The following is a 13,102-nucleotide window of genomic DNA, read 5'->3' as shown; positions in this document are numbered from 1 at the left end:
GTGCGCATGCTGGGAATCACCGACCTGTCGACGTACGTGCTGGGCACCGTACTGATCGTGCTGCTGCCCGGGCCGAACTCGCTGTACACGCTCTCCGTCGCGGCGCGCCGCGGCGTCCGGACGGCGTACCGCGCGGCCCTGGGCGTCTTCCTCGGCGACACCGTGCTGATGACCGCCTCGGCGGCGGGCGTGGCCGGGCTGCTCAAGGCCAACGCCGTGCTCTTCGGCGTCGTCAAGTACGCGGGCGCCGGCTACCTGGCGTGGATCGCCTTCGGCATGGCGCGGGCCGCCTGGGGCATGTGGCGGTCCCGGAGCGTGGAGCCGGCGGCGGTGGCCGCCGCGGCCGAGGAGGTGGCGGACGCCGAACAGCCCTTCCGGCGCGCGCTGGTGATAAGCCTGCTCAACCCCAAGGCGATCCTCTTCTTCATCTCCTTCTTCGTGCAGTTCGTGGACCCGGGCTACGCCCACCCCGCGCTGTCCTTCCTGGCGCTGGGCACCATCGCCCAGGTCTTCAGCTTCTGCTACCTGACGCTGCTGATCTTCGGCGGCACGTACCTGGCCGCCCAGTTCCGCCGCCGCAAGCGCCTGGCGGCGGGGCTGACCTCGGGTGCCGCGGCGCTCTTCCTGGGCTTCGCGGCGAAGTTGTCGCTGTCCTCGGCCGGCTGACCGGCGCCCCCGGCCGGAGCCGGCGGTCCGGGCCCCCCGGGCCGGGCCGCCGGCCGCCGCTCGCCGACCTGCCGGTGACCGATTTAACCCTTATCGTTCCGGTATGTCGCTTCACAAAGGCGCCGAAGGCCTGCCGAAGCTCGCCGTGAACCCCTTCTACGCGGGGGCCGACCCGGTCGCCGGGATGCGCGCGGCACCACCGAAGCACCGGCTGCCCGACGGCCCCATGGCGCCCGCCACTGCGTACCAGCTCGTCCACGACGAGCTGATGCTCGACGGCAACGCCCGGCTCAACCTGGCCACCTTCGTCACCACGTGGATGGAGCCCGAGGCCGGGGTGCTGATGGGCGAGTGCCTCGACAAGAACATGATCGACAAGGACGAGTACCCGCGCACCGCCGAACTGGAGCGGCGCTGCGTGTCGATGCTCGCCGACCTGTGGCACGCCCCCGACCCGGAGAGCGCCATCGGCTGCTCGACCACCGGCTCCTCCGAGGCCTGCATGCTCGCCGGGATGGCCTTCAAGCGCCGCTGGACCAAGCGCGCCGCCGACCGCTCCGGCGGCGCGTCCGGCAAGCGCCGCTGGCCGAGGCGGTCCGGCGACCGCCACCCGGACGGCGCCAGGCCCAACCTGGTCATGGGCGCCAACGTCCAGGTCTGCTGGGAGAAGTTCTGCAACTTCTGGGAGGTCGAGCCGCGCCTGGTGCCGATGGAGGGCGACCGGCTGCACCTGGAGCCGGACACCGCCGTCGCGATGTGCGACGAGAACACCATCGGGGTCGTGGCCGTCCTCGGCTCGACCTTCGACGGGTCCTACGAGCCGGTGGCCGAGATCTGCGCCGCCCTCGACGCCCTGCAGGAACGGACCGGGCTCGACATCCCCGTCCACGTCGACGGGGCCTCCGGGGGCATGATCGCCCCCTTCCTCGACGAGGACCTGGTCTGGGACTTCCGGCTGCCCCGGGTGGCCTCGATCAACACCTCCGGCCACAAGTACGGGCTGGTCTACCCCGGCGTCGGCTGGGCGCTGTGGCGGGACCTCGAGGCGCTGCCCGAGGAACTGGTCTTCCGGGTCAACTACCTCGGCGGCGACATGCCGACCTTTGCCCTCAACTTCTCCCGGCCGGGCGCCCAGGTCGTCGCGCAGTACTACACGTTCCTGCGGCTGGGCCGGGACGGCTACCGCACCGTCCAGCAGACCGCCCGTGACGTGGCCACCTACCTGGCCTCGCGGATCGAGGAGTGCGGTGACTTCCGACTGATCACCCGCGGCGACCAGCTCCCCGTCTTCGCCTTCACCACCGCCGACCACGTCACCGCGTACGACGTCTTCGACGTCTCCCGGCGGATGCGCGAGCGCGGCTGGCTGGTGCCCGCGTACACCTACCCGGCGGACCGCGAGGACCTGGCGGTGCTGCGCATCGTCGTCCGCAACGGCTTCTCCGAGGACCTCGCCGACCTCTTCCTCGCCGACCTGGAGCGCTACCTCCCGCAGCTGCGCGCCCAGGACCACCCGCTCCACCCGCCCGGCGAGGCACCCACCGCCTTCCACCACTGAGCGGCGCGTCGCGGGGCACACGCTCCCCATGGGGAAGGACAAGCAGACCAAGGCGACCGTCTTCGTGGCCCTCGTCGCGAACCTGGTGATCGCCGTGGCGAAGGCGGTCGGCGGGCTGCTCACCACGTCACCGGCGCTGCTCTCGGAGGCGGCGCACTCGGTGGCCGACACGCTCAACGAGGTGTTCCTGCTGGCCGCGCTGCGCCGCAGCAGGCGCAGTCCGGACGCACGGCACCCGTTCGGCTACGGCAAGGAGCGCTGGTTCTGGTCGCTGCTCGCCGCCGTGGGGATCTTCGTGATGGGCGGCTGCTTCTCCTTCTACCAGGGTGTGAACGCGTTCCACGAGAGCGAGCCGCACACCACCCGGGCCTTCGTGATCGCGGCGGCCGTCCTGGTCGTCTCCCTGCTCGCCGAGGGGACCTCCCTGGTCAGGGCACTTGTGCAGGTGCGCTCCGGGGCCCGCGAGCACGACCGCCCCTTCCGCACCGAACTGCGCGAGGGCGAGGACCCCACCCTGCGCACCGTGCTCGCCGAGGACAGCGCCGCGGTGTTCGGCGTGCTGCTCGCCCTCGCCGGCGTCGTGCTGCACTGGACCACCGGCGACCGGACCTGGGAGGCGTACGCGTCCCTGGCGATCGCCGCCCTGCTGATGTACGTCGCCTACCGGCTCGGCAAGGACTGCCGGGACACCCTCATCGGCGAGGCCGCCGACCCCAGGCTGCGGCAGCGGGCGCACGAACTGCTGATCCGGCAGCCGGAGATCGACACCATCACCGCGCTGCTGACGATGCGCCTCGGCATCGACTCGGTGCTGCTGGCCGCCAGGGTCGACCTGACCGAGGGCATCGACAGCGAGACGGTGGAGGAGGCCGCGGTCCGCATCAAGCGCTCGCTGGCCGGGGAGTTCCCCGAACTGGACCAGATCTTCCTGGACGTCACCGACGCCTCCGACGAGGACCGCCGCGCCGCCCACCGGCTGCGGCAGGCGCTGCGCGCCGAGGCGGGCGAGCGCGAGGGCGGGGGCTGACCGCTCAGCGGCCGATGCGCACGCCGTGCCGCGCCAGCCAGGGCAGCGGGGGGACGGCGGAGCCCATCTGCGGCGTGACGCGGACCTCGAAGTGCAGGTGCGGCCCGGTGGAGTTGCCGGAGTTGCCGGACAGGCCGATCCGCTCGCCCGCCCGCACCCGCCGGCCGGGGACCACCTCCAGGACGGACAGGTGGGCGTAGTGCGTGCAGTAGCCGTCGTCGTGCCGGACGACGATCTGGTTGCCGAAGCCGTCGCCGCACGCGGCCACCACCACCGTGCCGTCGCCCACCGCACGGACCGGGGTGCCCGGCGGCACCGCGAAGTCCTGGCCGGTGTGGCGGTGCGCCCAGTGCGCCCCCGCGGCGTCGTAGCCGGCGGTGAGCGTGTAGTGCGCGACGGGGCGCACCCAGTGCGGGGCACCGTGGCGGCGCGACGCGGCCGACGACCGGGGCGGGGCCGGGGGAACGTCGCGGGGGCAGTCCGCCGAGAGGCCCTCGTGCGCCATGAGCGCCAGGTCGCGGGCGGAGAGCCGGGCCCTGGCGCGCAACAGCCGCTCCTCGATGCCCCGGCGCAGCGCGTCCTTGCGGCGGGCCTCGCGGGCCAGCACCCTCAGCGTCCGGTCGACGGCCTCGGTGTCGGCCGCCAGCCGCCGCTCGGCGAGCATCCGCTCCGCCAGCAGCGCCGCCTGCGCGTGGTCGCCCTGCCGGGCCAGCGTCGCGCCCTCCAGCAGCCGGTCGGGCCGCCCGGTCAGCAGCAGCCGCGCGGACGGCCCCAGCCCCCCGTTGCGGTACTCGCTGCGCGCCATCGCCCCGATCCGGTCCCGCAGCACGTCCAGCCGGCGCCGCTCCACCGCCGCCGCGCGGTGCAGCAGCCGCAGGTCGGCGCGCTTGCGGCGGACCGCCCGCTCCGCGTCCTCGTGCGCCCGCACCGCGCGGGCCGCCTCCGCGTACAGCCGCTCCACCCGGGCCGGCGGGCCGGGTCGCGGTTCGGGGCGCTCGCCGGCCACCGCCGGCGAGGCGGTCAGCAGCAGGCAGAGGGCCGCGGCCGCCGTCCTCCATCGCATCGCCCGATCCTTTCGGGCCCGGTCACCGCGGTGCCGGGACGACACGCCCCCGCCGGTCCCGGGCCACCCGGCGGGGTGACCGCATCCGGGCGTGCGCCCGGCGGAGGACCGCCCGATCATGGGAACGGGCACACTCGGCGGACAGGAGGGTGACCGGGTGAGCGGTGACGGTGAGCCCGGCGGCTGGTCACCGCCGGACCACACGGTCCTGCGGCAGGTGCTGGACGGCACGCCGGCGGGCGTGGGCATCTACGACCCGCAACTGCGCTACGTCTACGTCAATCCCGCCCTCGCCCGGATGAACGGCCTGCCCGCCGAGGAGCACCTGGGCCGCCGGATCACCGAGGTCCTGCCGGACCTGGACGACGCCGGCGAGGAGGCGCTGCGCCAGGTCCTGTCCGACGGCAAGTCCCGCGAGGTGCCCTCCAGCGGCCGCACCCACACCGGGTCCGAGGCGGGCCGGCGCTACTGGCAGGGCGCGTACCACCGGCTGCACGCGGCGGACGGCACGGTGCTGGGCCTGGTCGGGATCGTGCTGGAGGTCAGCGCCTCCCGCCAGCACCAGCGGGAACTGGAACGCGCCCGGGAGCGGCTGGCCATCCTGGACCGCGCCGCCACCTCCATCGGCACCACCCTCGAGATGGACGAGACCTGCGCCGAACTCGCCGGGTTCCTCGTGCCGCTGCTCGCCGACATCGCCACCGTCGAGGTCTTCCCCACCGAGCGCGCCACCCCCTACAACCGCGGTGTGCTGCGGCTGCGCCGGGCCGCCATGGCGGCGCTGCCGAACCTGCGCGAGCAGGTCAAGGCCTTCGGCGAGCCCGGGGAGTACGTCGAGTACCCGTCGGGCACGAGCATCCCGCGCTGCCTGCAGTCCGGCGGCCCGGTGGTGCAGAACCTCTTCGACGACGACGCCCTGGGCCGCGGCGGGTCGGCCCGCGAACGGATGGCCGCCTTCCGCTCGGTGGGCGTCCACTCGGCGCTCGTCGTGCCGCTCGCGGCGCGCGGCGAGCCCATCGGCACGGTGACCCTGGTCCGTTGCGGCGAGTCCCCGGGCTTCACCGAACGGGACACCGAGACCGTCCAGGACATCGTCCGGCGGGCCGCGATCTACCTCGACAACGCCCGCCGCTACACCCACGAGCACGGCATCGCCCTGGAGTTGCAGCGCGCCCTGATGTCCGAGCCGGGCTCCCCGCACCCCTCCGTGGAGGCCGCGTTCCGCTACCAACCGGCCGGCAGCACGGCGCTGGTGGGCGGCGACTGGTACGACACCGTACGGCTGTCCTACGGGCGCACCCTGCTGGCCATGGGCGACGTCATGGGGCACGGGGTCGAGGCCTCGGTGGACATGAGCCAGTACCGCTCGATGCTGCGGTTCGTGGCGGCGGCCGACCTGCCGCCGCACCGCATCCTGCGCCGGCTGGACACCCTCATCTCCCAGACGGAGTCGGGCCGTCCGGCGAGCTGCCTGCTGGCCCTCGTCGACCCGGCACGCGACAAGTGCACCTTCTCCAGCGCCGGACACCTGCCGCCCGCCGTCATCCGGGCGGACGGCACGGTGCGCATCGTCGACGTGCCGGTCGGCCCGCCGCTGGGCACCGGCCACGGGGGCTACGAGGCCGTCCCGGCCCCCTGCCGGCCCGGTGACGTCCTGCTGCTGTACACCGACGGCCTCGTGGAACGGCGCGGGGAGGACATCGACGCCTCGCTCGACCGGCTCGCCGGGTTGCGTCTGCACCCCGACGGTGATCTGGGCGGACTGGTCGACCGGGTCCTGTCCCTGCTGGTCGTGGAACCGGCGGACGACGACATCGCGGTCCTCGCGGCACGGGTCGTGCGATAGGCGGATCAACCGCTCGGAGTACCACAACAGGCGGATCTCGACTTGCGCCCGCACGATGATCAGACGGGCCGCCGCAGGGGCGGTCCCGGGAACCGGCCCCTCGGGGAGGATCTGCCGTGACCGTCAGTCTGGCGCATCTGCGTCGTTGCTCCGTTGCCGTCGACCTCGGGGCGTCGCGCACCCGTGTCTACCTCAAGCACCAGGGACTCGTCGTGGACGAGCCGAGCGTGGCCGCCGTCAACGCGCACAGCGGTGCCCTCATCGCGGTCGGCTCGCTGGCCGAGAAGATGACCGGCCGCACGCCCGAGCACATCCGCGTGGTCCGCCCCATCCAGGCCGGGATGGTCGTCGACATCGAGATGGCCCAGCGCATGCTCCGTCACCTGCTGGGCGGTCAGCTGCGCAAGGCCTGGCGGCGCAAGCCGATGCTCCGGGCCGCCGTCTGCACCCCCCACGGCAGCGGTCCGCTGGCCCAGCGGGCCGCCGTCGAGACGATGTACGGCCTCGGTTCGCGCCGGGTCGAACTCGTGGACTCCGTCGTCGCGGCCGCCATCGGGTGCGGGCTCCCGGTCGAGGAGCCCGAGGCGACGATGATCATGCTCGCCGGGGCCGGCACCACGCAGATCGCCGTCATGTCGATGGGCTCGATCGTCGCCGCGGAGACCATCGGGGTCGGCGGCGAGGCGATCGACCACGCCGTCGTCCAGCACCTGCGCAACACGCACGAACTGCTGCTGCCCAGCCAGTCGGTGCGGTCGCTGCACGAGACCCTCTCCGCGCCCGGGCCCGTCGCGCCCAGCGCCGAGGTCCAGGGGCGCGACGTCGCCAGCGGGATCGCCCGCACGGTCCGCGTCGACACCGAGGCGGTACGGCAGGCGATCCGGATGCCCATGGCGACGCTGGTCGACGGCATCGGCCAGGTGCTCCGGCGGTGCCCGCCGGACCTGGTCGCCGACCTCACCGACCGCGGCGTCATGCTGGCGGGCGGCAGCGCGCTGCTGCCCGGCCTGGACATGATGCTCCGTCAGGCCACCGGGATGCCGGTCACCATCGCGGAACGGCCCGACGTCTGCGCCGTCCTCGGGCTCGGCGCCATGATGGAGGGCCACCCCGTCCCGACGCCGCTCGACCCGCTGTCGGTGTAGGGACCCGGCCGGGTTCACACGCCCAGGACGAGCCGGGACGGGGAGCACCTCCCCGTCCCGGCCGAGCCGCACGTCGACACCGGCGCCGGGCGCGGGGCGGGGATCAGCGCGGACGGACCGCCTTCTCGGTGCGCTCGACGAGGCGGGCGGCGTACCCGGCGACGAGGTCCGGGCGGTGGGAGGGCAGCCAGTGGCCCCCGTCCACGCGGTGGACCTCGGCCCGGGGCGCCCAGTCGGTGATCTCCGTCTGCCAGGGCGGCAGGACGAACACGTCCTTGGACGGGGCCAGCACGACCGCGGGCAGCGCGGCGTGCCGTACGCGGGGGCGGAGCACGCGGGGCAGCACGTTGGCGCGGTAGAGCTTGAGCCCGGCGCGGTTGCGCGCGGCGAGCCCCGGGCCGTAGCCGGCGGGGGCCTCGCCCGTCTCCAGGCGCCGCAGGGTCGCGATGACGCCGTCCAGGAAGCCGCCGCGGCAGGCGAGCTCTGCGATGCCGGGCAGGTGGAAGAAGCCGACGTACTGCGAGGCCAGCGCCTGTCTGGCGAGCTTCAGCAGGCGGGCCGGGGAGGGACGGCGCAGCTGGGCCCGGTACCAGCGGCCGGTGTGGTCCAGGTCGGGGCCGGAGATCGAGGTGATCGAGGCGTAGCGGTGGGCGAGTTCCGGCGTGCTGACGGTGTGCCAGCTCTGCACCGACCCCCAGTCGTGGGCGAGCAGGTGGACCGGGGCGCCCGGGCTGACCGCGTCCGCGACGGCGGTCGTGTCGGCGGCGAGCCGCGGCAGCCGATAGGCCCGGGTGCGGCGCGGGGCGTCCGAGGCGCCCGAGCCGCGCACGTCGTACGACACGACGTGGAAGCCGCGGGCCGCCAGGAGCCCGGCGACGCCGTCCCACACGCCGTGATCGTCGGGGAAGCCGTGCACGCACAGCACCGTGGGCCCGGCCGGGTCCCCCTGCTCGTACACCGCCAGCCGCACCCCGTCGGAGACCGTGACCCAGCGCTGCGTCATGTCCGCCGCCCTCCGCCTTCGCGTCGCCGCGTCACCGTGGCTTCGCATGACCGTCGCCGTGGCTTCGCACCGTCGTTCCGTCGCCGTTCCCGGGCGCCACGATGGCAGCTTGTTGACGCCGTGTCTAGCAGTGGGACGGTATACCGTTTCCGCCGTGACCGGTGGGAACGCGATACTGCAGCGACGGCTCGGCGTCTTCGACGCCACCGTCGTCGGACTCGGCTCGATGATCGGCGCCGGGGTCTTCGCCGCGTTCGCCCCGGCCGCCCGCGCCGCCGGGTCCGGGCTGCTCCTCGGGCTCGCGGCGGCGGCCGTCGTCGCCTACTGCAACGCCATGTCCTCGGCCCGGCTCGCCGCGCTGTACCCCGCCTCGGGCGGGACCTACGTCTACGGGCGCGAGCGGCTCGGGCCCTTCTGGGGCCACCTCGCGGGCTGGTCCTTCGTCGTCGGCAAGACCGCCTCCTGCGGCGCGATGGCCCTGACGATCGGCGCGTACGTCTGGCCGGAGCAGCAGCGGGCGGTCGGCGTCGCCGCGGTCGTGGCGCTCACCGCCGTCAACTACGCCGGCGTGCAGAAGGCCGCCTGGCTCACCCGGGGCATCGTCGCGGTCGTCCTCGCGGTCCTCGCGGCCTTCGTCGTCGCCGCGTTCACCGGCGGCGACGCCGACGCCGCCCGGCTGGACATCGGGGCCGACGCGAGCGTGGGCGGCGTGCTCCAGGCGGCCGGCCTGCTGTTCTTCGCCTTCGCCGGGTACGCCAGGATCGCCACGCTCGGCGAGGAGGTCAGGGACCCGGCGCGCACCATCCCCCGCGCGATCCCGCTCGCCCTCGGCATCACCCTGGTCGTCTACACCGCCGTCGCGGTCGCGCTCCTCGCGGTGCTCGGCCCGCAGGCGCTCGCCGGCTCGACGGCGCCCCTGGCCGACGCCGCGGGCGGCCTCGCGCCGCTCACCCGGGCGGGCGCGGCCGTCGCCGCCGTCGGCTCCCTGCTCGCGCTGATCCTCGGGGTCTCCCGCACCACCCTGGCCATGGCCCGCGACGGCCACCTGCCCCGCACCCTGGCCGCGGTGCACCCCAGGACCGGGGTGCCGCACCACGCCGAACTCGCCGTCGGCGCCGTCGTCGCCCTGCTCGCCGCCACCGCCGACCTGCGCGGGGCGATCGGCTTCTCCTCCTTCGGCGTCCTGGCGTACTACGCCGTCGCCAACGCCTCCGCCTGGACCCTGGGCCCCGGCGCGCGGCGCGCCGTCCCCGCCCTCGGCCTGCTCGGCTGCCTCGTCCTGGCCTTCGCCCTGCCCTGGACGTCCGTCGCCGCGGGCGCGGCGGTCCTGGCCGCGGGGGCGGGCCTCTACGCCGTACGCGCCCGCCGCGCCTGACCCGGCCCGCCCGGGCCTACGCTGAGGCGCATGGACTCCGCGGCACCGGACTGGAACGTCCTGCTCGTCGACCAGCTGGACTGGCACTGGCGGAACCAGCTGCGCCCGCGCCTGGACGGCCTCACCGACGACGAGTACCTCTGGGAACCCGTCCCGGACTGCTGGAGCGTCCGCCCGCGCGGCAGCGGCCGGGCCCCGATCGAGGCCGGCACCGGCGAGTTCCGGCTCGACCTCGCCTGGCCGCCCCCGGACCCCGGACCCGTGACGACGATCGCGTGGCGCCTGGGCCACGTCATCACCGGCGTCCTGGGCGCCCGCACCGCCTCCCACTTCGGCGGCCCGCCGGTCGACCTCGCCGGACGGGACTTCCCGTTCTCCGGCACCGCCGACGGCGCGCTCGCACAGCTGGACGCCGCCTACGCGGCATGGCGCGACGGCGTGCGCGGTCTGGGCGCCGAGGGCCTGGCCCGGCCGTGCGGTCCGAGGGAGGGCCCGTACGCGAAGGAACCGCTGGCCGCGCTCGTGCTCCACATCAACCGCGAGGTCATCCACCACGGAGCCGAGACCGCCCTGCTGCGCGACCTCTACCGCGCCCGGCACGTCGCACCGGGCGGAGGGGCGTTGCCCGACTGAGATCCATCCGCAACGGCCCCGATGCCACGGGCCCGCGGCTTCCTGCGTCACAGTCGCAGAAGGCGCAGGGGGCGCCTCCGGGGGAGGTGGTGACGGTGATGCGTCGGATCACGGCGGCGGTACTGGCGACGCTGACGGCCGGGGCGGTGCTCACGGGCTGCAGCGCGAACACGGACCGGGGCAGCGGCGACCACGCGCAGCGGCCCGGGCCCGTGCAGGGCGCGGACGACGCCCCCCAGTGGAACGGCGGAGAGCCCGACGAGGACCGGGGTCAGGACCGGGCGCCGGACGCGTCCCTGCTGTCGACCTTCGCGCTGGACGTCGACACCGCCTCGTACGGCTACGCCAAGCGCCGGCTCGACCAGGGCTCGCTGCCCTCCCCCTCCCAAGTGCGCCCCGAGGAGTTCGTCAACAGCTTCCGCCAGGACTACCCCGCGCCCAGGGGCGACGGCTTCTCCGTCACCGTCGACGGCGCCCGCATAGGCGACGACGAGGGCTGGTCGCTGCTGCGGGTGGGCCTCGCCACACGCCCCGCGGAAGAGGGGAGCAGGCCCCCGGCCGTGCTCACCTTCGTCGTGGACGTCTCCGGCTCCATGGGCGAACCCGGCCGTCTCGACCTCGTCCAGAAGGCGCTGCGCGCCGCGGTCGGCGAGCTGCGGGACGACGACACCCTCGCCGTCGTGACCTTCAGCGACCGCGCCCGGGTCGCCCTGCCGGCCACCCGGCTCGGCGCGGGCGGCGCCCGCGAGCACGCGCTGTCCGTCGTCGACCGCCTCGCGCCCGAAGACTCCACCAACCTGGAGGCGGGGCTGCGCAGCGGCTACGACGTGGCCCTGGAGAGCGCCCGGAGCGGGGCCACCAACCGGGTCGTCCTGCTCTCCGACGCCCTCGCCAACACCGGGGAGACCGAACCCGACGCCCTCCTGGAACGGATCGACCGGGCCCGCTCGCGGCACGGCATCGCGCTCTTCGGGGTCGGCGTCGGCAGCGAGTACGGCGACGAGCTGATGGAGCGGCTGGTCGACAAGGGCGACGGCCACACCTCGTACGTCTCCACCCCGGCCGAGGCCCGCGCGCTGTTCGTGGACCAGTTGCCCGTCAACATCGGCCTGCGCGCCCGCGACGCCAAGGCACAGGTCTCCTTCGACCCGCACACCGTCGAGCACTACCGCCTGATCGGCTTCGAGAACCGTGCCGTCGCCGACGAGGACTTCCGCGACGACCGGGTCGACGGCGGCGAGGTCGGCCCCGGCCACACCGTCACCGCGCTCTACGCCGTCCGCCTGAAGGCGGGCGCCCGGGGCCACGTCGCCACGGCCACCGTACGCTGGCTCGACCCGCACGACCGCTCCCCGCACGAGGCCGCCGGCGCCGTCGAGGCGGACCGGCTCGCCGGCCGGCTGTGGGACTCCGGCACCTCCCCGAGGCTCCGCGTGGACGCGGTCGCCGCGTACTTCGCCGACGCCCTGCGCACCTACGACACCGGCGACGAGCAACTGCCCGGCGCCCCCGGCCTCGCCGTACTCGGCGACCGCGCGCACGCCCTGGCCGCGACCACCGAGGACCCGGCGGTACGCGACCTGGCGGAAGCCGTCGACAGCGCGTACGCGCTGCGCGCGGGCTGATGGAGTATCAGTGGAGGCATGGCAGAAGAGAAGGAACCCGAGCCCGAGCTCGACGCCCGCTACAGCAGCACCGGCGCGACCCCCACGACCTGGCACGACGCCCGCGAACACCTGGCGGGCGCCGAGATCTACTGGCTGACCACCGTCCGCCCGGACGGCCGCCCCCACGTCACCCCGCTCATCGGGGTCTGGCTCGACGACGCCCTGCACTTCTGCACCGGCGCCGACGAGCGCAAGGCCAGGAACCTCGACCACAACCGCCGGATCGTCGTCACCACCGGCAACAACGCGCTCGACGAGGGCCTGGACATCGTGCTCGAGGGCAAGGCGGCCCGCGTGCGCAGCGACAAGCAGCTGCACCGGATCGCCGAGGCGTACGAGGGCAAGTACGGCTCCGAGTGGCACTTCGACGTACGCGGCCAGGTCTTCGTCGGCGACGGCCACGAGGCCCTGGTCTACCAGGTGGAACCCACCACCGCCTTCGCCTACGCCCGCGGCACCACCTACAGCCAGACCCGCTGGTTGTTCTAGGTGACCGGGTGCGGGTTCGTCTCGCGCCCTTCGGGCGCAAAGCGCCGGCTGCGGATGGGAGGGTGGGGGGGCCCGCCCTCTCTGCAGTGTGCGGCCCGGTGGTCGGCGGGGGTTCAGGCGCCGGAGCGGGTTGCCTTTCCGGTGGCAGAGGTCTCGTTGCCGTCCGCGGGTATAGATGGCCGGTTGCCACGCCTACTGCCGGTGGTGGGCGCGCCCGCCGTAACCCGCGACTGCGGGTATTTCGGGGTGCTGTCGGGCGGTCGGCGGGAGATCGCGCCCGCTTTCAGCGGTATGGACGTCGGAACAGAGCCCGATCTTTGCGCGGACGGAGATCGGGCCCGCTTTCAGCGGTATAGCCGTCGAAAGAGAGCCCGATGTCGGATCGGGGAAGCACCCGCAGACGCCGGTTACGGCAGGCGCGCCACCCACCAACAGTGGGCGTGGTCACCGGCCATCCATACCCGCGGACGGCAACGAGACCCGAGCCGGACGAACAACCGGCCCCGCTCCTGCGCCTGAACCCCAGCCGCCCACCGGGCCGCACACTGCACACAAGGCAGGCCCCCCACCCTCCCCTCCGCAGCCAGCCGCTGTGCGCCCGCAGGGCGCGAGACGGCGCGACAGCCGAAC

11 protein-coding genes are annotated in these 13,102 nt (G+C 74.5%); 9 read left to right on the top strand and 2 right to left on the bottom strand.

Annotated elements, in window-relative coordinates:
• Positions 1-6: 6 nt before the first annotated feature.
• The 3 genes from leuE (at position 7) to ACFZAU_RS11825 (ending at position 3,251) form a co-directional block, all read left to right on the top strand.
• Positions 7-666, top strand: a complete 660-nt coding sequence (gene leuE / locus ACFZAU_RS11835) for a leucine efflux protein LeuE (protein WP_500552011.1) — start codon at positions 7-9, stop codon at positions 664-666.
• Positions 667-769: 103 nt separating this feature from the next.
• Complete coding sequence (gene gad / locus ACFZAU_RS11830; protein ID WP_500552010.1) at positions 770-2,224, top strand: glutamate decarboxylase; 1,455 nt, start codon at positions 770-772, stop codon at positions 2,222-2,224.
• A 28-nt stretch (positions 2,225-2,252) separates the two neighbouring features.
• Positions 2,253-3,251 (top strand): cation diffusion facilitator family transporter, encoded by a 999-nt coding sequence (locus ACFZAU_RS11825; RefSeq protein WP_500552009.1) that lies wholly within the window; start codon positions 2,253-2,255, stop codon positions 3,249-3,251.
• A gap of 4 nt (positions 3,252-3,255) precedes the next feature.
• Here ACFZAU_RS11825 and ACFZAU_RS11820 read toward each other — a convergent pair whose 3' ends face one another.
• Positions 3,256-4,314 (bottom strand): M23 family metallopeptidase, encoded by a 1,059-nt coding sequence (locus ACFZAU_RS11820; RefSeq protein WP_500552008.1) that lies wholly within the window; start codon positions 4,312-4,314, stop codon positions 3,256-3,258.
• A gap of 118 nt (positions 4,315-4,432) precedes the next feature.
• On the opposite strand from ACFZAU_RS11820, the gene ACFZAU_RS11815 reads away from it, so the two are divergent.
• Positions 4,433-6,160, top strand: a complete 1,728-nt coding sequence (locus ACFZAU_RS11815; RefSeq protein WP_500552007.1) for a SpoIIE family protein phosphatase — start codon at positions 4,433-4,435, stop codon at positions 6,158-6,160.
• Positions 6,161-6,276: 116 nt separating this feature from the next.
• The gene (locus ACFZAU_RS11810) at positions 6,277-7,305 is read left to right on the top strand and encodes a rod shape-determining protein (RefSeq protein ID WP_499599746.1); all 1,029 of its coding nucleotides are present in this window, start codon (positions 6,277-6,279) and stop codon (positions 7,303-7,305) included.
• 103 nt (positions 7,306-7,408) lie between these two features.
• Here the strand turns inward: ACFZAU_RS11810 and ACFZAU_RS11805 are convergent, their stop codons facing one another.
• On the bottom strand, positions 7,409-8,308 hold the full coding sequence (locus tag ACFZAU_RS11805) for an alpha/beta fold hydrolase (RefSeq protein ID WP_500552006.1): 900 nt from the start codon (positions 8,306-8,308) through the stop codon (positions 7,409-7,411).
• A gap of 154 nt (positions 8,309-8,462) precedes the next feature.
• On the opposite strand from ACFZAU_RS11805, the gene ACFZAU_RS11800 reads away from it, so the two are divergent.
• The 4 genes from ACFZAU_RS11800 (at position 8,463) to ACFZAU_RS11785 (ending at position 12,472) form a co-directional block, all read left to right on the top strand.
• Positions 8,463-9,683 (top strand): APC family permease, encoded by a 1,221-nt coding sequence (locus ACFZAU_RS11800; protein ID WP_500552005.1) that lies wholly within the window; start codon positions 8,463-8,465, stop codon positions 9,681-9,683.
• A 30-nt stretch (positions 9,684-9,713) separates the two neighbouring features.
• The gene (locus ACFZAU_RS11795; protein ID WP_500552004.1) at positions 9,714-10,316 is read left to right on the top strand and encodes a DinB family protein; all 603 of its coding nucleotides are present in this window, start codon (positions 9,714-9,716) and stop codon (positions 10,314-10,316) included.
• Between the two features lie 98 nt (positions 10,317-10,414).
• The gene (locus ACFZAU_RS11790; RefSeq protein WP_500552003.1) at positions 10,415-11,941 is read left to right on the top strand and encodes a vWA domain-containing protein; all 1,527 of its coding nucleotides are present in this window, start codon (positions 10,415-10,417) and stop codon (positions 11,939-11,941) included.
• 18 nt (positions 11,942-11,959) lie between these two features.
• Complete coding sequence (locus tag ACFZAU_RS11785) at positions 11,960-12,472, top strand: pyridoxamine 5'-phosphate oxidase family protein (protein ID WP_500552002.1); 513 nt, start codon at positions 11,960-11,962, stop codon at positions 12,470-12,472.
• Positions 12,473-13,102 lie beyond the last annotated feature (630 nt).

Source organism: Streptomyces sp. NPDC008238 (assembly GCF_042956445.1).
Lineage (GTDB): Bacteria > Actinomycetota > Actinomycetes > Streptomycetales > Streptomycetaceae > Actinacidiphila.
The sequence above is the reverse complement of the archived record's forward strand: the minus strand, read 5'-3'. Positions and strand labels throughout refer to the sequence as shown.

Bases quoted from the DNA above. Each gene is read 5' to 3' on its own strand.
- ACFZAU_RS11795 (WP_500552004.1), top strand. From the start codon at position 9,714: ATGGACTCCGCGGCACCGGACTGGAACGTCCTGCTCGTCGACCAGCTG.
- ACFZAU_RS11815 (WP_500552007.1), top strand. From the start codon at position 4,433: ATGGGAACGGGCACACTCGGCGGACAGGAGGGTGACCGGGTGAGCGGT.
- leuE (WP_500552011.1), top strand. From the start codon at position 7: ATGCTGGGAATCACCGACCTGTCGACGTACGTGCTGGGCACCGTACTG.
- ACFZAU_RS11790 (WP_500552003.1), top strand. From the start codon at position 10,415: ATGCGTCGGATCACGGCGGCGGTACTGGCGACGCTGACGGCCGGGGCG.
- ACFZAU_RS11820 (WP_500552008.1), bottom strand. From the start codon at position 4,314: ATGCGATGGAGGACGGCGGCCGCGGCCCTCTGCCTGCTGCTGACCGCC.
- gad (WP_500552010.1), top strand. From the start codon at position 770: ATGTCGCTTCACAAAGGCGCCGAAGGCCTGCCGAAGCTCGCCGTGAAC.
- ACFZAU_RS11805 (WP_500552006.1), bottom strand. From the start codon at position 8,308: ATGACGCAGCGCTGGGTCACGGTCTCCGACGGGGTGCGGCTGGCGGTG.
- ACFZAU_RS11825 (WP_500552009.1), top strand. From the start codon at position 2,253: ATGGGGAAGGACAAGCAGACCAAGGCGACCGTCTTCGTGGCCCTCGTC.
- ACFZAU_RS11785 (WP_500552002.1), top strand. From the start codon at position 11,960: ATGGCAGAAGAGAAGGAACCCGAGCCCGAGCTCGACGCCCGCTACAGC.